Source organism: Streptomyces sp. NPDC047981 (assembly GCF_040653315.1).
Taxonomy (GTDB): Bacteria; Actinomycetota; Actinomycetes; order Streptomycetales; family Streptomycetaceae; genus Streptomyces.
Genome location: NZ_JBEZNQ010000009.1, coordinates 107,155 through 126,808, shown reverse-complemented (window position 1 = coordinate 126,808; position 19,654 = coordinate 107,155). Strand labels below are relative to the sequence as shown.

Sequence of the window (19,654 nt, the reverse complement as noted above, 5' to 3'; positions counted from 1 at the left end):
GCTTCCCTCGGCCCCGCACCGCTCTCCGGTGCGGTCCGGTCCGAGGAAGCGGGCCGTTCGCGTACCCGAGACCCCCGCCGACCACTGATTTTCGGCCACCCTGCATACTCATCCGTCGCCGCACCACCGTGCGGACCTCACCACCCGTCATATCCCTGGGGGGGATCCCAACCTGATGGGCCCATATCTGCGCGCCTTCCGCGCGCTCGTCCTGCTCGCCGGGTTCTACCTGCTCGGCGTCGTCCTGCTGGCCGTCCTCGGCCTGCTGGACTACCTCGCGTTCGAGTTCACCGCCGGCGCTCTCGCCGCGAAGATCCTGATCGTGTCGGTGGTCCTCGCCGTGCCGATCGTGCGCGGCATGTTCATGCTGCGTACGCCCGCTCCCGAGCCGCCCGTCGGCATCCGCGTCACGGAGGCGCAGGAGCCCCGGCTCTGGCGGACCGTCCGTGAACTCGCCGAGCAGGTCGGCACCCGCGCCCCCGACGAGATCGTGCTGGTCGACGAGGTCAACGCCGCCGTCTACGAGGAGGCCACGCTCCTCGGCCTGCGCGGCGGCAGGCGCGTCCTGCTGCTCGGCCTGCCGCTCATGGCCGGCCTGGACGAACGCCAACTGCGCGGCGTGGTCGGCCACGAACTCGGCCACTACAGCAACGCCGACACCCGGCTCACCCCGCTCATCCGCCGCGGCCACCTCCAGCTGACCCGCACCATCGGGCACTTCGAGGAGCGCGCCGCGAGCAAGGAGTCCAAGGAGCGCGCCAAGCAGGAGAAGGCGTCCGCCAAGCGGGTCACCAAGGGCAAGAAGGCCAAGGAGATCGACACCACCGGCGCCGGTGTCACGTACAAGGCGATGGCGAAGATCTACACCGCCTACGCGAAGTTCTACCTCCGCGCCACCCGCTCCATCGGCCGCCGTCAGGAGCTGGCCGCGGACCTCGCCGCCGCGCGGATCGCCGGTCGGGACTCCTACGCCTCCGCGCTGCGCGAGCTCAACGCGCTCGGCCCCGCCTACGACTTCTACCTGCGCTGCTACGCCGTCATCGGCACCGGCTCCGGTCTCCTGCCCCGCGAGGGCGAGGTCTTCGGCGGCTTCCGGCACCTGCTGCCGGCCCGCGCCGACGAGTTCGACGAGCTGCGCCAGGAGCTGCCCACCGAGCAGGACCCGTACGACTCCCACCCGCCGCTCGCCGACCGGGTCGCCCGGATCGAGGCACTGCCGGACGACGCGACGGACCGGCAGCAGCCGGACGCCGACCGCCCCTCTCTGGAGCTGCTCTCCGACCCGACCGGCGCGTTCGCCGCGCTGGAGCCGCTCATGCTCACCCCGGAGGCGCTGGCGCTGACCCGGGTGGACTGGGAGGAGCTCGTCCACCGGAGCATGGCCCGCATGATCGACGAGGGCGCCGAGTCCCTCCGGCAGGCCGTGGCCGCCGAGACCGGCGGCTCCGCGGAGAAGGCGCTGCCCGCGCTGCTCGACGCCGTCGAGGCGGACCCGGCCGTGCTGTGGCGGCTCGCCGACCGCTTCCCGAAGTCCGAGGAGGCGGCCGCGGCGACCGGCCGGGCGGCCCGCGAGTTCGCCCGCCCGGTGGTCCGCCGGGCCCTGAGCCGGCTGGCCTCCGTCGAGCTGACGGCCCGCGGCACCACCCGCTGGGCGCTGTCCTGGTCCGACTCCGCCTACCTCCGCTACCCCGACGACGGCTTCGAGGAGCGGCTCACCCTGGCCCTCGACGCGGCCGTCGCCGACCGCCCCGACACCGAACCGCTGCGAAAGCTGGTACTTGCCTCGTGATCATCTTCCTGTCGGTGCTCGGCGCACTGCTGCTGTTCGTCGCCGTGTACGTGCTGCGCGGCGTCTATTACATCCGCAAGGCCAAGCGCCTGGAGGCCGAGGTGGCCGAGCTGGAGGCGCAGACCGAGGTGGACCAGGCCGAGGCCGCCCGGGTGGTCGTCGCGCGCGGCTTCGTACCGGGCGAGGAGCTGAACACCGAGCTGGCCGCGCCGCCGACGGCGGACCGTACCGCCGCCGTGGCCGCCGTCGAGGCGGGCGACTGGGCGGCCGGAGCCGCCTGGATCGAGGCCGCAGGGCAGAACTGGGACGAGCGCTGGGAGCGGATCAGGGCGCTCGCCGAGATCGCCGCCGAGGACGACGCCTGGCTCCTCGAGTGGCGGGCCGCCCGGCCCGGTGACCCGGTCGCCGCACAGGTGCACGCGGACGCCTCGGTGCTCGTCGCCTGGAACGTACGCGGCGACAAGCGGGCCAGCCACACCACCCAGGAGCAGTTCCGGGTCTTCCACCAGCTGCTCGCCAAGGCGCAGGAGGCCGCGCACGAGGCGGCCCGCCTCGCCGACCCCGCCGACCCGCTCCCGTACATGATCGAGCAGCCGATGGCGATGGGCCTGGGCTACTCCCACGAGCGGTACGAGCAGCTCTGGGCCGAGATCACCAAGCGGACCACGACCTCGCTCGGCCCGTACACCGGCGCCCTGCAGTACTGGTGCGCCAAGTGGCGGGGCTCGCACGAGCGGGCGGAGGCGTTCGCCCTGGCCGCCGCCGCCCAGGGCGCGCCGGGCCAGTTGCTGTCGATGCTCCCGCTGTACGCGTACTTCGAGCAGGAGCAGCACGAGAACGACATCGACCCGGACGTCTGGCTGAAGGAGCCGAAGATCGTCGCGGCGGTGGACGCGGCGCTGGCCGACGTGGCAGCGGCGGCCCCCGACGACCCGCGGACGGTACGGGTCCGGCACCTGCTGGCGTGGTTCCTGTACTGGCAGGACCGCTACCAGGAGGCGGAGGAGCAGTTCCGGCTGATCGACGGCTGGATCGGCCACGCGCCGTGGACGTACTCGAGCGATCCGAAGGACCGGTACCTGAACGTGCGGGACTACACGGTCCGCCAGGTGCACGGCACCGACTGAGCACCGCCGCGGGCCCGGGGGCCGGGAGGGGAATCCCTCCCGGCCCCCGGGCGTTGTGCGTACTGCCCACCGTCGAGGAGATGCCGCATGTTCCTGTCACGCACCCCCGTCCTCCCCACGCCCGAGCAGGCGCTGAAGGGCCGCCCGGAGCCCGAGTTCCAGGTGCCCGAGCGCCACACGGTCCTGGGCAACGCGCTCCTCGGCCCCTACCCCGAGGGCCTTGAGGTCGCCGACTTCGCCCTCGGCTGCTTCTGGGGCGCGGAGCGCAAGTTCTGGCAGACCGAGGGCGTCTGGACGACCCTGGTCGGCTACCAGGGCGGCCTGACGCAGAACCCGGTGTACGAGGAGGTCTGCTCGGGCCTCACGGGCCACACCGAGGTCGTCCGGGTCGTCTTCGACCCCGCGAAGGTGTCGTACGAGCGGCTGCTCAAGCTCTTCTGGGAGTCCCACGACCCGACCCAGGGCTTCCGCCAGGGCAACGACGTCGGCACCCAGTACCGCTCGGCGCTCTACACCCACTCCCCCGCCCAGGCGGAGGCCGCCGAGGCGTCCCGCGCCGCGTACCAGAAGGTCCTGACGGGCTCCGGCTACGGCACGATCACCACGGAGCTCCTGCCGGCCGAGGGCCGCACCTTCTACCCGGCGGAGGGGTACCACCAGCAGTACCTGGACAAGAACCCGGCCGGCTACTGCGGCATCGGCGGTACGGGCGTCTCCTGCCCGATCGGCGTCGCGAAGGCCGAGTAGCGCCGCCCGGGGCAGCGATCCGTGCCCGGAAGTTGCCCGCGGGGCACTTCCGGGCACCTGTGTGCGTGGCCATCCTGGGCGCGGGCGAGCGCCGCCGCCGGACCGTCGGGACGACCGGAGTTGCCATGCGCGTAGAGGAGCCGGGCCGCGATCGCGGTGTGCGGGAGCGGTCGACGCGGGAGCCCGCCCCCGCCGGCTCCGACCACGCCCCCGCGGCGTTCTCGCCGCGGCACCTGCACGCGCTGCAGCGCAGCGTCGGGAACCGGGCCGTCACCGCGATGCTCGCGGGACAGCAGGACCGGCAGGACAGCCAGGACCACCGGCCCCAGCCTGTGCAGCGGGCCGCGGAGGCGAACGCGGCACGGGTGATGGCGGCGCCCGTGCCCGAGACGGACCCGGAAGCGCACGATCACGAGCACGAGCACGATCACGCGAACGCGCAGGGACACCGGCACGGGGACGGCGGCAGGCACTCGCCCTCCGCCGAGGTCGCCGTGCAGCGTGCCGTCGGCTTCGAGTTCGAGGCGCAGTGGAACGTCCGGCGGATGGAGGAGAACTCCGAGGAGGTCCGCGACCAGCGGGCGCACGACCGCGAACGGCTGATCGACGCCAAGATCCTGGAGATCTTCCTCAGGCCCAGCTCGCCGTACCACAGCCGTCTCACGGCCGACGAGCGGCGACAGGTCGCCGAGGACGGAGGCGCCGCGCTGCGCGCCGAGTGGTTCGGGGGCGACGGCCTGCTGCGGGAGCAAGGGGTGGCGCGGCTCGCCGCCCTCGACGTCACGGACGACACCCGCCAAGGCCTCATCACGTCCCTGATGGCCAGGGACGAGGTCACCGAAGCGCCTCTGCCCGGCGAGAACCTCGGCAAGGGGCGCGTCGACGGACTCGTCGTGAAGGGCACCGACTTCGACCTCACGGCGGACGCCAGCCCCAGCGGCGGCTCCAACCTGGAGTGGATCACCGACCCGCTCACCTCGGTCGCGCAGGTCGGGACGGTCATGGACCAGGTGACCGCGATGGCCGGGTACCTCGACGGCCGCAAGGACGACACCTTCATCCCGTCCGAGGACATCCGGGCGGGCGGCGGAACGCCCGAGCCCCGGCTGCGGATCTACCCGGACGGGAACCCGCTCTCCTTCGCCCCCCAGGCGACGTTCGGCGCGAAGCTGGAGCGGCTGCCCACGCTGATCGACTACCTCGGCGACCGCGCGCCCATGAGCCGGCTGGAGCGGGTCCCCGTGCTCGGCGCGGGCCGGGTCGAGGGACGCAGGCAGGCCGCCAAGGACCTGTCGGGGAAAGGGCTCGGCGACCTGCCGGCGGCACTCGCCGGGGCTCGCGGGGCGGTCGCCGCGCTGCTGCCGCGACTCGGCTTCGAGGCGCAGGGCGGGGAAGCGAACGCCCTCACCGGCCTCGTCACCCACCTCGCCGCGTATCTGATGCAGGGGCAGGCCGTCCAGGCAGGCGGCAACGCCAAGACGATCGCGGGCGCCCTGATGTCCCGTACCGACTTCGCCCGTGGCTTCGGCCTGCTGTCGCAGCGGCTCAAGGACCGCTTCCAGGAGAACCCGGACCAGTTCACCGGCCTCGTCCTGAGCGCCGCGCACTTGGAGGGCACCGGTGAGCAACCGGTCTTCGGCGCCCAGGTCGAGCGGGGCCTGGCCAACGACCGGACCCGGACGACCGTCACGCTGACCCGCGCGCAGTGGCTGAGCGGGCTGGTCTCCGGCCACGACCTGCTCAAGAACTGGCAGCACCTCGGCGAGACCGAGCGGTCCATGGTCGACCAGGACAGCGCCGAGGCCGTCCACAAGTCGCTCGGCGCCCTCGGCGACCAGCAGAACCTCGTCGGCCCGCAGGGCGACCAGGAGGCGATCGTCACCGAGCTGCGGCGCATGCAGGACAACGTCCGGACGGACCAGCTGAGGCCGCTCGCCGTGGCCGTCTTCAAACTGGTCGAGCGGCTCAACGCCGACAGGACGCTGAAGTACGGGAAGAGGCGCTGACCGGGAGACGGGCGGTGGCCGGTGGCGGCGAAAAGGCCGCGCGGGGGCCGGGCCGCCCTGGTTACACTCGATCGCATGGGTTCGTACTACTTCTTTCTCTGATTCCGGCCGCGGACACGGTCCGACCCGCTGATCCGGCGCCCCTCGGGCGCGGCGGCGGTGGTCCCGGTGTCCCCTCACCCGGCCCGAACGAACCCCTCACCCAGGGAAAGAACCCATGCGCGACCGCGCCCAGTTGACCGTCCATGACGTCTCCATGTCCTACGGGACCCGCTCCGTCCTCGAACAGGTCTCGTTCACCGTGCGCCCCGGTGAGCGGGCCGCCGTCATCGGGGAGAACGGCTCCGGGAAGTCCACCCTGCTGCGGCTGCTCGCCGGGGCGGAGACCCCCGACAGCGGACAGGTGACCGTCCGCTTCCCCGGTGGCGTCGGCCACCTCGCCCAGACCCTCGCCGAGACCTTCGGCGTCGGCCCCGACCACACCGTGCGCGCCACCGTCGACGCGGCACTCGCCGAACTCCGCTCCCTCGAACGGGAGATGCGAGCGGCCGAGGAGTCGCTCGGCTCGGCGACCGCCGAGGAACTCGCCGCGTACGGCGAGCTGGTGGCCCGCTTCGAGGAGCGCGGGGGCTACGAGGCGGACGCCCGGGTCGCCGCCGCGCTGCACGGCCTCGGCCTCGGCCACGTCCCGTACGAGCGCCCCGTCGGCACGCTCTCCGGCGGCGAGCAGTCCCGGCTCGCCCTCGCCTGCGTCCTCGCCTCGGGCGCCGAACTGCTCCTGCTCGACGAGCCGACGAACCACCTCGACCGGGCCGCGGCCGGCTGGCTCGAGGAGCGGCTGCGCACCCACCGGGGCACGGTGGTGGCGGTCACCCACGACCGGGCGTTCCTGGAGGGCATGGCGACGACCGTCCTCGAGGTCGACCGGGACACGCGCTCGGTGAGCCGGTACGGGGACGGCTGGTCAGGCTACCGCGCGGCGAAGGCGGCGGCCCGCCGCCGCTGGGCCCAGGAGCACGAGGAGTGGCGGGAGGAGCTGGCCCGTACCGAGGAGCTGGTGGCGGCCGCGGGCCAGCGGCTCGCGGGCACCGGCAAGGACCCCCGGCAGGGCTTCGGCAAGCACCGGCGCTCCTCGGAGAACAAGCTGTCCGGGCAGGTACGGGCGGCCAGGACCCGGCTCGAACAGCTCCGTACGTCTCCGGTGCCGCCCCCGCCGGAGCCCCTGCGCTTCCGGGCGGGGTTCACGACGGCCACACCGGCCGAGGAGGAGCGTCGGGTCCTCGCCGAGCTGGCCGACATCGCGGTCGGCGACCGGCTGCGCCTGGACGGGCTGCGGGTCTCGGCGGGCGACCGGCTGCTCGTCTCCGGGCCCAACGGGGCCGGGAAGACGACCCTGCTGCGGGTCCTCGCCGGGGACCTGCGGCCCGACAGCGGCACGGTCGTCGTCCGCTCGGCCCGGGTCGGCTACCTGGCCCAGGAGCTGGAGCCCGTACCGTCACCGAAACCGCTGCTCACGGCGTACGCGGCGGGCCGCCCCGGCCTTCCCGAGGAGCACGCGGCGGAGCTGCTCGCGCTCGGGCTCTTCCGGGAGGAGGACCTGACCGTGCCCGTGGCGCGGCTCTCGGTGGGTCAGCGGCGCCGCCTGGAGCTGGCCCGCCTGGTGACCCGGCCCGCGGACCTGCTGGTTCTGGACGAGCCGACCAACCATGTGGCGCTCTCCCTGGTGGAGGAGCTCGAGGCGGCCCTGGCCGCCTTCGAGGGCGCGGTGGTCGCGGTCTCGCACGACCACCGGTTCCGCGCGGGCTTCGGCGGCACCCGGCTCGAACTGCGGTCAGGCCGCGCCGCCTGATCCCTGCGCGGCCCGCAGCAGTGCGGCCGTGCCCGCCGGGTCGTACGCGTCGTCCCCGACGCCGTCGATCAGCATCAGGTCGCCGGGGATGTTCCGGGCGCGCAGCGGGATCAGCTCCTGGTAGGCGGCGGAGTCGTACCAGCGGCGGGCGTGGTCCATCGAAGGGAAGGAGACGAGGACGAGGTCCTGGGACCACGTGCCCTCCCGGACCTCCCGGTCGGGGGCGCCGTGGACGAGGAAGCGGCCGCCGAAGGGGTCGAGCGTGGCCTTGACGCGCTCCATGTACAGGAGCACCTCCTCGTGGAGGGCGGGCTGCGGGCCGAGGTTCGCGAGGGCGTATGCGGTCATGACGCAAGCGTGCCGGGGCACGGCCCGCGAGGTCGATTACCTCGCAGGTCATGCCCCGGCGCCACGGGCCGCGAGGCGCGTCAGATCGTCGACACGTCGATCACGAAGCGGTAGCGCACGTCGCTCGCGAGCACGCGCTCGTACGCCTCGTTGATCTGGTCGGCGCGGATCAGCTCGATCTCGGCGCCCAGGCCGTGCTCGGCGCAGAAGTCCAGCATCTCCTGGGTCTCGGCGATGCCGCCGATCATCGACCCGGCGAGCGTCTTGCGCCCGGTCATCAGCGGGAACAGGTTGAGCGCGATCGGCTCCTCGGGGGCTCCGACGTTCACCAGGGCGCCGTCGGTCTTGAGCAGCCCGAGGTAGCCGCCGAAGTCGAGCGGGGCGGAGACGGTGGAGACGATCAGGTCGAAGGTGCCGGCCAGCTCGGTGAAGGTCGCCGGGTCGCTGGTGGCGTAGTAGTGGTCGGCGCCCAGCTTGAGGCCGTCCTCCTGCTTCTTCAGGGACTGGCTGAGCACGGTCACCTCGGCACCGAGCGCGTGGGCGATCTTGACGCCCATGTGGCCGAGGCCGCCGAGGCCGACGATCGCGACCTTCTTGCCGGGGCCCGCCTGCCAGTGCGCGAGCGGCGAGTAGAGGGTGATGCCGGCGCAGAGCAGCGGGGCGGCCTCGTCGAGCGCGATGCCGTCGGGGATGCGCAGGGTGTACTGCTCGTCGACGACGATGTGGGTGGAGTAGCCGCCGTAGGTCGGCTCGCCGTCCTTGCCGAGGGCGTTGTACGTGCCGGTCATGCCCTGCACGCAGTACTGCTCCAGGCCCTTGAGGCAGTACGCGCACTCCCGGCAGGAGTCGACGAAGCAGCCGACGCCGACCCGGTCGCCGACCTTGTGCCGGGTGACCTCGGAGCCGACCTCGGTGACGACGCCGGCGATCTCGTGGCCGGGGACCATCGGGAAGATGCCCTCGCCCCAGCCGTCACGGGCCTGGTGGATGTCCGAGTGGCAGATGCCCGCGTACTTGATCTCGATGAGGACGTCGTGCGCGCCGACCGGGCGGCGGGGCACCGTGGTGCGCTCCAGCGGCGCGTGGGCGGCGGGGGCGGCGTAGGCGGCGACGGTGGTGGGGGTCGTGGAGGTCGTGGCGTTCGTGGTCATGGCATCCACCGTGCCGAAAGGCGCGGGACCTACCCAGCCCTCTGTTCTGCCTACGACCAGCGTGCCTACCACTGGCAGGGACAGGAACAGCCGGCCTTACGGGCGTCCGGCCTGGGATAATCGGGACGCATGGATCGCAGCATGGATCGCGGCAGCACGGACCGCAGCACGGATCGCGGCATGGACCGCAGTACGGATCGCAGCATGGATCTCAGTGCCGAGCTCAGCGAGTTCCTGCGCTCGCGCCGGGCCCGGCTGAAGCCGGAGGACGTGGGCCTGCCGGACTTCGGCCGGCATCGCCGCGTACCGGGGCTGCGCCGGGAGGAGCTGGCGCAGCTGGCCGGGGTCTCCGTGGCGTACTACACCCGCCTCGAACAGGGCAACGGACGCAACGTGTCCATGGAGGTCCTGGACTCGATCGCGCGGGCGCTGCGGCTGAGCGACTCCGAGCGCTCCCATCTGACGCACCTGGCGAAGCCGACGGCGAAGAAGAAGCAGCACCGGGCCGCGATCGCCCGCCCCCAGCAGGTGCGGCCGGGCCTGCAGCACCTCCTCGACTCGATGGACGGCGTCCCGGCGTTCCTCGTGGGGCGCAGGCTGGACATCCTGGCCTGGAACCGGATGGCGCGGGCGCTGCTCGGCGACTTCTCGGCGATGGAACCGGCGGAGCGCAACATGGCCCGGATGGTCTTCCTCGGGCCCAACGCACGTGACCTGTACCAGGACTGGGAGTGCAAGGCGACCGAGGTGGTGAGCGTGCTGCGGCTGTACGCGGGCTGCTACCCGGACGATCCCGCGCTGCTCGCGCTGGTGGGCGAACTGTCGGTGCGCAGCGAGGAGTTCCGCACCCTGTGGGCGGCGCACACGGTCGCGGACAAGGGGCACGGCACCAAGCGGCTGCGCCATCCGCTGGTGGGCAAGATGACGCTGGGGTACGAGAGCCTGAAGGTGGCGGGGGCGGACCCGGACCTGGTGCTCGTGACGTACCAGGCGGAGCCGGGGACCGCGTCGGCGGACGCGCTGCGGCTGCTCGCGCAGTGGGGCGTGGAGTCGGAGGACGCCGTGCGGTGACGGAGGCCGTGCGGTGACGTCAGCCGTGCGGTGACGGAAACGGCGGCGGCCCCCTCCGCGAGGGAGGGGGCCGCCGTTGTCGTTCACGTACCCGGAGGTCAGACCGCCGAGCCGGCCTTCCAGGCCGACCAGCTCATGTTCCAGCCGTTGAGGCCGTTGTCCGGGGCGATCGTCTTGTCCTTGGAGTTCTTGACGATGACGACGTCGCCGACGATGGAGTTGTCGTAGAGCCAGGCGGCCATCTGGTTCGGGTCGCCGGCGCCCTTGACGTCGTTCAGGCCCACGCAGCCGTGGCTGGTGTTGGCGGAGCCGAAGATCGAGTCCGGGCCCCAGTAGTTGCCGTGGATGAACGTGCCCGAGGTGGACAGGCGCATGGCGTGCGGGACGTCCTTGATGTCGTACTCGCCCTTGCCGTCGTCGTCGGTGAAGCCGACGGTGGCGCCGTTCATCCGGGTCTCCTTGAACTTCTCGGAGATCACCATCTGACCGTTGTAGGTCGGGTTCTCCGGGGAGCCGGCGGAGATCGGGATGGTCTTGACCGTCTTGCCGTCCTGCTTGACCGTCATGGTCTTGGTGGCGACGTCGACGGTCGAGACCTGGTTGCGGCCGATCTTGAAGGTGACGGTCTTCTGCTGGACACCGAAGACGCCCTTGGCGCCCTCGACGCCGTCGAGGTCCAGCTTCAGCGTGACGGTCGAACCCTCGGTCCAGTAGTCGTCGGGACGGAAGTCCAGGCGCTGGGAGTTGAACCAGTGCCCGACGACCTCCTGGCCGCTGCTGGAGGTCACCTTGATGCCGCCCTGGACGGCGGCCTTGTCGGTGATGGCCTTGTTGAAGTTGATCGAGACCGGCATGCCCACGCCGACGGTGGAGCCGTCCTCGGGGGTGAAGTTGCCGATGAAGCTGTTGGCCTGCGAGACGGTGGTGAAGGAGGCGTTCTCGTGCGCCTCCAGGCCGTCCGCGTCCTTGGCGGTCGCCGCGAGCTTGTAGACGGTGGCGCGCTTGAGGGCGCCGGTGGGCTTCCAGCTCTTGCCGTCGGCGGAGATCTCGCCCTTGACGGCGGTGCCCTCGGCGGTGGTCAGCGTGACCTCGGTCAGCGTGCCTTCGGTGACGGAGACCTTGGCGTCGTTGTTGATCGACGCGTTGGTGGTGCCGTTCTTCGGCGAGATGGATATCTGGGCCTTCGACGTCTTCTGCGCCGCGGCCTCGTCGACCTGAGCCTGTGACTGCGCCGACTTCGAGGCGTCGGCCGCGCCGCCCTTGTCCTCGTCGCTGCACGCCGAGAGCACCAATACGCCGCTGAGCACCGCGGCAGCCGCCGCCAGGCTCCTACGGCGCTTGCTGTCCGTCATCACACGCTTCTCCATCGTCGCCGAATCCCTGCCAACACTCGTCTGAACATCCATGAGACCCTGCCCGGTTCCGCGCGCGGCATGTTTGTGGGCAACGCCACTGATCAACACGTACGCGCGGAGCGTTCGGTTCCCGTACAGGGCGAAGCCCCGGTACGGGAGGCCGTGGGCCGTACGCCGTACCGGGGCTTCGAAGAGCTGGGACGCCCCCGTCAGACCCGTTCCGCGTCTTCCTCGTCCACCTCATCTTCCTCGTCGAGGTCCCACTCCTGGGAGTCGGGGTCGTGGTCGACCTCCTCGCTGCTCCACGAGGCCTGCACGAGCTCGATCCCGGGGACCTCGCTGACCAGGTCGAACGGCTCGATGAGATAGGCCAGCGCCTCGGCGTTGTCCTCGCGTACGGCGGACCGGGCGTGCACCCGCTCCTCCTCCGGCATGAACTCGTCGGTGTCGATCCGGCCGACGGCCGCGCCGGTCAGCTCCTCGGAGTCGATGATCTCAAGGACGACTTCCACCCGAAGCCGAACATAACGTGATGTCTCGGAAGTGCTCATACGACGGAGCGTAGGCCGCGGGGGCGCTCGACTTTCATCCGACCCGCTGTGTTCAATAGCATCAGCGGAACCCGCCAATTCGCTTTTTCCGCAAGGGGATCGAATCTCTGTGTCCGTCGCACGACGTCCGCTGCTGACCGCCACGACGGCCGGGGCGCTGCTCTTCGCCCTCTGGTTCGTCCCGTCCGCGAACGCGACCGACGAGGGCCGCGGCACCGCCGCGACCGGCCAGGAGAGCGCGGCCGACGGGCCGCGGCTGGCGGAGACGGGCGGCCCGGACACGACGCCGTACGTGATCGGCGGGACGGGCTTCCTCGCGGTGGGGGCCGGTTTCGTGGCGCTGGCGATGAGACGCGGGGGCCGCGCGCACTGAGGCGCGTACGCGCCCGGGGCAGAAGCTTCCTGAAACAGACGCTTCCTGAGGCACACGAAGGGCCGCCACCCCGTTCCCGGGGCGGCGGCCCTTCGCCGTGCGTGCGCGTCCGTCCGCTACGCCAGCGGCCCGGTGACGGGCTCCACCGCGGCGACGAGCTTCCCCGCCCGTACGAAGGCGTCGGCGGCCTCCAGGTCGGGGGCGAGGAAGCGGTCGGGGCCCGGCCCCTCGACCCCGGCGGCGCGCAGGGCCTCGATGGCGGCCTGCGAGGCGGGGGCGGGGGTCAGTCCGCGGCGCAGCTCGATGCCCCGGGTGGCGGCGTACAGCTCGACGGCGAGGACCCGGCTCAGGTTGCCGATCGCGGTGCGCAGCTTGCGGGCGGCGGACCAGCCCATGGAGACGTGGTCCTCCTGCATCGCGGAGGACGGGATGGAGTCGGCCGAGGCCGGTACGGCCAGCCGCTTCAACTCGCTGACCAGGGCGGCCTGGGTGTACTGGGCGATCATCAGGCCCGAGTCGACGCCGGCGTCGTCGGCGAGGAACGGCGGCAGGCCGTGGCTGCGGTTCTTGTCGAGCAGCCGGTCGGTACGGCGCTCGGCGATGGAGCCGAGGTCGGCGGCGGCGATCGCGAGGAAGTCGAGGACGTACGCGACGGGGGCGCCGTGGAAGTTGCCGTTGGACCGCACCTGGCCGTCGGCGAGGACCACGGGGTTGTCGACGGCGGAGGCGAGCTCGCGCTCGGCGACGGTACGGGCGTGGGCCATGGTGTCGCGTCCGGCGCCGGCGACCTGCGGGGCGCAGCGCACGGAGTACGCGTCCTGGACGCGGGGGGCCTCCTCCTCCTGGAAGTGGCCGGTGAGCCCGGAGCCCTTGAGGACGGCGAGCATGTTGGCGGCGGAGGCGCCCTGGCCCGGGTGGGGGCGGATGGCGTGCAGCTCGGGTTCGAGCACCTTCTCGGTGCCGAGCAGCGCCTCCAGGGAGAGCGCGGCGGTGACGTCGGCCGTCTTGTACAGGTTGTCCAGATCGGCGAGGGCCATGATCAGCATGCCGAGCATGCCGTCGGTCCCGTTGAGCAGCGCGAGCCCTTCCTTCTCGCGCAGCTCGACGGCCTCGATGCCCGCGGCGGCGAGCAGCTCACCGGCGGGCTTCACGACCCCGTCGGGCCCCTCGGCGTCCCCCTCGCCCATCAAGGTCAGGGCGCAGTGCGAGAGCGGCGCGAGGTCGCCGGAGCAGCCGAGCGAGCCGTACTCGTGCACGACGGGCGTGATGCCCGCGTTGAGGATGTCGGCCATGGTCTGCGCGACCTCGGGCCGCACACCGGTGTGCCCGGAGGCGACGGTCTTGAGCCGCAGGAACATCAGGGCCCGCACGACCTCCCGCTCCACGCGCGGCCCCATGCCGGCGGCGTGCGAGCGGACGATGTTGCGCTGGAGCTGCGCCCGCAGCTCGGGGCTGATGTGCCGGCTGGCGAGGGCCCCGAACCCGGTCGAGACGCCGTACACGGGCTCGGGCTTGGCGGCGAGCGCGTCGACGACGGCACGCGACTCAGCGAGCGCCCGCACGGCCTCGGGCGACAACTCGACGCGCGCGCCACGGCGGGCGACGTCGATGACGTCCTGGAAGGTGGTGCCGGACGTGCCGAGGACGACAGAGTGCATATCCATATTCAGCACCCTACGGACTGAAGACCAACCTGTCACTAGATGGCGGCGGCCTGCCCGCACATGTCCTCGGCCGCCCGCACGGGCGGCCGAGGACCGACCCGCCTGCCGACCCCCGGCTGCGGGCTTCCGCGCTCCCGCCCTGGCACACGCATTCGTAGGCTTAACTGACCTACGGACATCGGGGGATGAGGTCATGCATCGAACGCAGAAGGCACGTTCCCTGCCCCAGCCTCATCCGCCTCGGAGCCACCAGTGAGCGATCGCCCGACAGAGCTTCCCCAGTTACCCGAACCGCCGTCCCTTCCCGAAGTGACGGACGACCGGGAGCCCACTCCCCCGGAGACCACGGAATCCACCGAGCTGCTCGACCCGACGGAGTCGACCGAGCCCGAGGAGCCCATGGCTCTGGACGAGGAATCGGACCCCTCGTCATCGCAGGAAGACACGGACGCCCATGCCGAGCCGACCCAGCCCGATGAGTCCGCCGACCCGGACGACGAAGCAGAGGGCTCGAACGAGCCCGTCGCCCCCCTGCTGGAGAAGAACGATCCGGAGACCGCAGATCTGCCGGAGAACCCACTGGCCGACGTCGCGGAAGCCTTGAGCGAACGGCACCCCCGAGTGGCGTCGGTGATCAGCAAGCTCGGCGCCGACGATGCGAACAGACTGAACGTGATCGAGAACCTGAAGGATCACAAGGGCGAGGGCGGACGGACTCTGGAGATCGTCCAGGAACTCGCCGACGGCGAGACCCTCAAGGGACGCTCCTTGGAGGAGTACAGGTCCGAGAACCCTGGACGCGGCCCACTTTTCGAGCCGGTGGAGCATGAGGTGAACTACGAGGCCGACGGAACGTCCCGCAAGAACGCGTACGTCGAGCAGACCAAGGTGGAAGACCCGGTGCGGGCTCTCGGAGCCGAGATCGAGGAAAGCGACCGCGAGGCCCTCGACGAGTACGCAGAGAGACTGGAGAACGAGGTCGAGCCGGCCGTCCTCGACGATGTGACGAGCCTCCTGGACGAGGGCGACGACGCCGACGTGAGCATACGCACGAAAACGGCGGACGGCCTGGTCGACAAGGTGAATCGCATGACAGAGGGCAGCGAGGGACGAAAGGCCCGCCCCGATTACGAGATCGGGGACGTCATCGATGCCGTGGGCGCGAGAATCACCGTCGAAGACACTGCCCGGCTCGAATCCGTTCTCGAAAAGGCGAAGGAGCACTTCGGAACCGGGGAGGACGGGCGCCTCCTGGAGATCGAGAACATGTACGCCGAGCCGAAGAGCGGAAACCCCAGCTACCGCGTCATTCCGATGGTCGTCGCCATCGAGGTCGACGGAAAACCATACACGTACGAACTCCAACTCACCACGGAGCGGGCGTCCGTGGCCGCCGATCTCGAGCACAACACCGTGTACAAGGCGCATATCGAAACGACCCCCGAGGAACGCGATGTAATGCGTGACATGCAGGCAGAAGCGGCGGCATTGGACCAGGAAGAGACTCGCAGGAGGCACCCGTGACAGATGAGAAAGCCCCGAAGTTCGTCATGATCTCGACGTTCCGCAGGAGGACTGCGGATGGATTCCTGCTCGCGGCCTTCGTCATCGACGAAAGAGAATGTGAGTCCGCTGAGGAAATGAAGTTGATCAGGCAGGAAGCCTCTGCCGAGATCCGGCGTCGACGCATCGCTGGAGAGTTCGAGACCCGAAGGGCGAAGGCCGGCGAGTTGCCGTCGACACTGCCTCGGTGGGCGGACTACAAGAGGCAGCTGGAAACTTCGGATCAGGAGCCTTCGTGACCCATCGGGTATTCGGCGCGTGGCACGATTGGGAACTCGCCCGCCGACAACTGGCGGTGCTCGCACCGGAGGTTTCGGCACAGCGCCTCGGGGAGGCCGTCACCTTCGCCGAAGAGGCTCATGGGGACCAGAAGAGGCCCGCCGGTGAGCCCTACCTCGAGCACCTCCTCGAGGTGGTGGAGATCCTCGTCTCGGGCGCGGGAGTCCACGACGAGGACCTGCTGGTCGCGGCGGTCCTCCATGACGTGGTGGAGGACACCGACCGCACGGCCGCGGAGGTGGGCAAGCGATTCGGCCCGCGGGTCGAGGAGTGGGTGGGCTGGGTGACAAAGCCGCAGCCCAAGGCCGGCGAGCAGGCCGCGGAGGTGCGCGACCGCTACCTTCTCGGCCTGCGGTCCGCCCCGCCTGAGGTCCTGCTCCTGAAGCTGGCGGACCGGTTCAGCAATGTGCAGCGTCTCGACACGCACCCGCGACCCGAGAAGCAGCGCTCCTACTACCGCGAGACCTGCCGCCACCTGGTTCCCCTCGCCGCGGGAGTCCCCTGGTTCGAGCAGGCCTTCGAGGAGTGGCGACTGTTCTACCGCGACCTGGACGCGGCGGCCTAGACCGGAGGGGCGTCGCGGAAGCGGCGGCGGTCCCTGGCTCCCGGTGGGGCGTCGGCCAGGCGGATGACGGCGCCGTCGCGGCCCGCGACCACCGGTTTCGACGAGCGGGCCGCTTTCGCCTGGTACTGGGCCGCGTCCGCGAGCCGGAAGAGGCGGCGGGCGGACTTGAGGGGGCCGATCGGGTCGCCCGTCGAGGCCACCCCGCACGCGACGCCCTCGCCGAGTTCCAGCTCCCCGGCTCGTACGCACAGTTCGTCCGCGACCGCCACCACCTCGTCCGCCGCCGGGCCGACCGAGAGGAGGCAGAACTCGTCGCCGCCGAGGCGGGCCGAGAGGGCGCCGGGGAGCATCGCCCCGCACCGCGAGAGCACCGAGCCGAACCGTTCCAGCAGGCGGTCGCCGACCGCGTGGCCGTGGGTGTCGTTGACCCGCTTGAGGCCGTTCAGGTCGCAGACCACGAGGCTCACCACGGAGCCGTCGACCCGGTAGCGCTCGATCGCCTCGTCCAGCCGGGTGTCCACCGCGCGGCGGTTCGCGAGGCCGGTCAGCGGGTCGGTGAAGGCCAGCTTCCGTACCTCCTCCAGCCGCTCCGCCTGGGCGATGCCCGCCGCGACCACGGCCGCGAGGACCGCCGCGAAGTCCGCGTCGTCGCGGTCGAAGACCGGCGCCCCGGCCGGCCGGGCCACGTACAGCTCGCCCCAGGCCCGGCCGTGCAGCACCACGGGCGCGACCACGCAGCAGCCGCGCCCCCGCCGCCGCAGCCCGGCGACGCGGCCGGTCGGGACGCGGTCGTCCGCGGTCTCCACCCAGGCGTCGGGCTCGCCGCCACCGGCCCACTGCGCGTGCAGGAACTCGGTGATCTCGGGGAACTGGTGCACCGGGTACGTCTCCGCGTCCGGGAACTCCTCCTCGCCCACGGCCCGCTCACCCGCGTTCACGAGCACCTTCAGCCGACCGAGGTCACGTTCCCAGACCGAGAGTGCGGCGAACGTCCCACCGAGCCCGTCGCGGGCACCCAGCGCCGCGGCCCGCCAGAACTCGCGCGGGGTGTGCGCCGCCGCCATCGCCTGCGCCAGCGCCACTACGGCCCGCAGCCGAACATCCTCTCCCATTCGTCCAGTTTAGGGATATTTCGTCCTTTTTTACGCGTGGAGCATCACGGAACGTAACAATCCTGGTGGAATCGGCGTATTCTCAGCTCATTCTCATCAGCGCCGAGCCTCAGACGCCCGGCCACTGCGGCTTCCGCTTCTCGTTGAACGCCGCCACACCCTCCGCCCGGTCCCCCGAGAAGGCCACCGCGCGCCACGCAGCGTCCTCGACCTCAAGGCCCGCCCGCAGGTCCAGGCCCTGCCCGAGCCGCAGCGCGCGCTTCGAGGCGCGCAGGCCGACCGGCGAGTTCGCCGCCATCCGCCCGGCCAGTTCGAGCGCGGCCGTACGGGCGTCCTCCGCGAGCACGTCGACGAGCCCGAGCTCGCGCGCCTCCGCCGCCTCCACCCGCCGCGCCGTGAAGACCAGCTCGGCCGCGCGCGCCGCACCCACCCGGCGCGGCAGCAGCTGCGTACCGCCGCCGCCCGGGATCACGCCCACCGACACCTCGGGCAGGCCGACCACGGCCGTCGCGTCGGCCACGATCACGTCGCAGGCGAGTGCCAGCTCGTAGCCGCCGCCCAGCGCGAAGCCGTGGACGGCGGCGACGGTCGGCATCGGCAGGTCGAGGACCCCGCCGTACGCACCGCGCGAGACGGGCCGCTGCTGGACCATCTCGGCGTCCGTGAAGGAGTTGCGCTCCTTGAGGTCGGCGCCCACGCAGAAGGCCCGGTCGTTCGAGGACGTCAGCACCGTCACCCGTACCGAGTCGTCCGCCGCGAGCGCCGCGCAGGCCGCGCTGATCGAGCGGGCCATCTCCAGGGAGACCGCGTTCATGGCCTTGGGCCGGTCGAGGACCAGCTCGGCCACGTGCTCGTGCCGACGGACCGCGACGAACTCACCGAAACGCTGCTCGGACATGGCTGGACCCTCCCGGTTAACGACTGTTCACCGGGATCCTAGGTCGGGCGACGGGTCAGGTGCCAGGGCTCCACGACGCCGAGACCGCGCACGGGCCGCTGCCACATCGGCTGGAGCGCGAAGCGGTACGTCGGCGCCTGCTCGCCCTCCTTCTCGGCGCGGGCCGCCTCCTCGGCCGCCTGCGTCTCGGAGACGGGCGCCTCGGCCGTACGGGTCAGCTCCTCCGCGAGCGCCCCGTCGACCAGGACGGTGTCCTTGGGCGCTATCGAGGTGAGCCGGCTCGCGAGGTTCACGGTGGTGCCGAAGACGTCGCCCATCCTGGTCGTCACCGTGCCGAACGCGATGCCGACGCGCAGCGCGGGCATCGTGTCGTCCTGGCTGAGCGTCTCGATCAGGCGCAGCGCGATCTCGGCGGCGGTGCCCGCGTCGTCGGCGGCGTACAGCACCTCGTCGCCGAGGGTCTTGATGAGCCGGCCGCCGTGCGCGGCGACGAGGTCGGCGCAGGTGGTCTCGAAGGCCTCGACCAGCTCGCCGAGTTCCTCCTCCTCCAGGCGGCGGGTCAGCCGGGTGAAGCCGACGAGGTCGGCGAAGCCGACGGCGAGCCGCCGGTCGACCATCTCCTCGTCGTCGGCGGCCTGCACCAGGACGCGGCCGGTGGCGGCGGCGAGCTGGCGGCGCCAGACGTAGATGAGGAACTCCTCCAGCTCGGGCAGGAGCAGCTCGACCAGGGGGTACGTGACCTCGGTACGGGTCATCCCGGGCTCGGGGGGCTCGGTGAGGCCCTCCAGGAACGAGTCGATCTGCCACTCGGCCAGCCGGGCGGTCGTCTGGCCGGTGGACCGGGCGACCTGGACGGCCATGGGCTCGCTGAGCAGCCCCGCCTCGACGAGACCGGCGAGCCGGCGCAGGGCGAGGACGTCGGCCTCGGTGAGCGCCTTGGCCTGGCCGATGTCGGCGAAGCCCATGGCGCGCCAGAAGCGGGAGGCGAGCTCCATGGAGACGCCTGCCGTGCGGGCGGCCTGGAAGGGGGTGTAGCGGCGGTCCGCGCCGAGGATGAGCTGTTCGAGGCGGATCGCGAGGGGGTCGTCGGTCGGCTCGGCCGTGTGGTCGACGTGGTGGTGCGGCGTGGGGTACGCCGACGGCTCCGCCTCAGGCGGTGGCTCCGCCTCACCGCCGTTGCGCGCGTCGTCGACGGTCACCGGCCGC

The 19,654-nt window shown here is 71.7% G+C and carries 18 protein-coding genes; 10 read left to right on the top strand and 8 right to left on the bottom strand.

What is annotated here, in order from left to right:
- The first annotated feature begins 175 nt into the window (after positions 1 to 175).
- From AB0E14_RS08365 to abc-f, 5 genes are all read left to right on the top strand, one after another.
- Positions 176 to 1,789: a M48 family metallopeptidase gene (locus AB0E14_RS08365; protein WP_362413809.1), complete on the top strand. Its 1,614-nt coding sequence runs from the start codon at positions 176 to 178 to the stop codon at positions 1,787 to 1,789.
- Positions 1,786 to 2,916 carry a hypothetical protein gene (locus AB0E14_RS08360; protein ID WP_362413807.1) on the top strand — a complete coding sequence of 377 codons (1,131 nt, stop codon included), beginning with the start codon at positions 1,786 to 1,788 and terminating at the stop codon, positions 2,914 to 2,916. The genes AB0E14_RS08365 and AB0E14_RS08360 overlap by 4 nt, the downstream gene beginning before the upstream one ends.
- Before the next feature lie 87 nt (positions 2,917 to 3,003).
- On the top strand, positions 3,004 to 3,663 hold the full coding sequence (gene msrA / locus AB0E14_RS08355; protein ID WP_362413805.1) for a peptide-methionine (S)-S-oxide reductase MsrA: 660 nt from the start codon (positions 3,004 to 3,006) through the stop codon (positions 3,661 to 3,663).
- Positions 3,664 to 3,728: 65 nt separating this feature from the next.
- Positions 3,729 to 5,669 carry a hypothetical protein gene (locus AB0E14_RS08350; protein WP_362413803.1) on the top strand — a complete coding sequence of 647 codons (1,941 nt, stop codon included), beginning with the start codon at positions 3,729 to 3,731 and terminating at the stop codon, positions 5,667 to 5,669.
- A gap of 217 nt (positions 5,670 to 5,886) precedes the next feature.
- On the top strand, positions 5,887 to 7,518 hold the full coding sequence (abc-f, locus tag AB0E14_RS08345; protein WP_362413801.1) for a ribosomal protection-like ABC-F family protein: 1,632 nt from the start codon (positions 5,887 to 5,889) through the stop codon (positions 7,516 to 7,518).
- Here the strand turns inward: abc-f and AB0E14_RS08340 are convergent.
- Entirely contained in the window at positions 7,501 to 7,866 is a 366-nt protein-coding gene (locus AB0E14_RS08340) for a DUF1330 domain-containing protein (protein ID WP_362413799.1), read from the bottom strand. The genes abc-f and AB0E14_RS08340 overlap by 18 nt on opposite strands.
- A gap of 80 nt (positions 7,867 to 7,946) precedes the next feature.
- Complete coding sequence (locus AB0E14_RS08335) at positions 7,947 to 9,017, bottom strand: NAD(P)-dependent alcohol dehydrogenase (RefSeq protein WP_362413797.1); 1,071 nt, start codon at positions 9,015 to 9,017, stop codon at positions 7,947 to 7,949.
- 204 nt (positions 9,018 to 9,221) lie between these two features.
- Between AB0E14_RS08335 and AB0E14_RS08330 the strand changes: the two genes are divergently transcribed.
- Positions 9,222 to 10,088, top strand: coding sequence for a helix-turn-helix transcriptional regulator (locus tag AB0E14_RS08330; RefSeq protein ID WP_362413794.1), 867 nt, complete (start codon positions 9,222 to 9,224; stop codon positions 10,086 to 10,088).
- Between the two features lie 98 nt (positions 10,089 to 10,186).
- Here AB0E14_RS08330 and AB0E14_RS08325 read toward each other — a convergent pair whose 3' ends face one another.
- Positions 10,187 to 11,455, bottom strand: coding sequence for an Ig-like domain-containing protein (locus tag AB0E14_RS08325; RefSeq protein ID WP_362413792.1), 1,269 nt, complete (start codon positions 11,453 to 11,455; stop codon positions 10,187 to 10,189).
- 197 nt (positions 11,456 to 11,652) lie between these two features.
- Positions 11,653 to 11,994: a hypothetical protein gene (locus tag AB0E14_RS08320; RefSeq protein WP_362413790.1), complete on the bottom strand. Its 342-nt coding sequence runs from the start codon at positions 11,992 to 11,994 to the stop codon at positions 11,653 to 11,655.
- A 109-nt stretch (positions 11,995 to 12,103) separates the two neighbouring features.
- On the opposite strand from AB0E14_RS08320, the gene AB0E14_RS08315 reads away from it, so the two are divergent.
- Positions 12,104 to 12,367 (top strand): LAETG motif-containing sortase-dependent surface protein, encoded by a 264-nt coding sequence (locus tag AB0E14_RS08315; protein ID WP_362413788.1) that lies wholly within the window; start codon positions 12,104 to 12,106, stop codon positions 12,365 to 12,367.
- Between the two features lie 116 nt (positions 12,368 to 12,483).
- Here AB0E14_RS08315 and hutH read toward each other — a convergent pair whose 3' ends face one another.
- Complete coding sequence (gene hutH, locus AB0E14_RS08310; RefSeq protein ID WP_362413874.1) at positions 12,484 to 14,025, bottom strand: histidine ammonia-lyase; 1,542 nt, start codon at positions 14,023 to 14,025, stop codon at positions 12,484 to 12,486.
- A 315-nt stretch (positions 14,026 to 14,340) separates the two neighbouring features.
- Between hutH and AB0E14_RS08305 the strand changes: the two genes are divergently transcribed.
- Genes AB0E14_RS08305 through AB0E14_RS08295 form a run of 3 tightly spaced genes read left to right on the top strand, consistent with a single transcriptional unit; the run spans position 14,341 to position 16,438 of the window.
- Positions 14,341 to 15,555: a hypothetical protein gene (locus tag AB0E14_RS08305; protein WP_362413786.1), complete on the top strand. Its 1,215-nt coding sequence runs from the start codon at positions 14,341 to 14,343 to the stop codon at positions 15,553 to 15,555.
- Positions 15,552 to 15,833 (top strand): hypothetical protein, encoded by a 282-nt coding sequence (locus tag AB0E14_RS08300; protein ID WP_362413784.1) that lies wholly within the window; start codon positions 15,552 to 15,554, stop codon positions 15,831 to 15,833. Before AB0E14_RS08305 ends, AB0E14_RS08300 begins: the two co-directional genes overlap by 4 nt.
- The gene (locus tag AB0E14_RS08295) at positions 15,830 to 16,438 is read left to right on the top strand and encodes an HD domain-containing protein (RefSeq protein ID WP_362413782.1); all 609 of its coding nucleotides are present in this window, start codon (positions 15,830 to 15,832) and stop codon (positions 16,436 to 16,438) included. The genes AB0E14_RS08300 and AB0E14_RS08295 overlap by 4 nt, the downstream gene beginning before the upstream one ends.
- Here AB0E14_RS08295 and AB0E14_RS08290 read toward each other — a convergent pair.
- From AB0E14_RS08290 to AB0E14_RS08280, 3 genes are all read right to left on the bottom strand, one after another.
- Positions 16,435 to 17,550: a GGDEF domain-containing protein gene (locus AB0E14_RS08290; RefSeq protein WP_362413780.1), complete on the bottom strand. Its 1,116-nt coding sequence runs from the start codon at positions 17,548 to 17,550 to the stop codon at positions 16,435 to 16,437. The two genes, AB0E14_RS08295 and AB0E14_RS08290, sit on opposite strands and share 4 nt — an antisense overlap.
- Before the next feature lie 109 nt (positions 17,551 to 17,659).
- Entirely contained in the window at positions 17,660 to 18,448 is a 789-nt protein-coding gene (locus AB0E14_RS08285; protein WP_362413778.1) for an enoyl-CoA hydratase-related protein, read from the bottom strand.
- 38 nt (positions 18,449 to 18,486) lie between these two features.
- Complete coding sequence (locus AB0E14_RS08280; RefSeq protein WP_362413775.1) at positions 18,487 to 19,647, bottom strand: adenylate/guanylate cyclase domain-containing protein; 1,161 nt, start codon at positions 19,645 to 19,647, stop codon at positions 18,487 to 18,489.
- Positions 19,648 to 19,654: the final 7 nt, after the last annotated feature.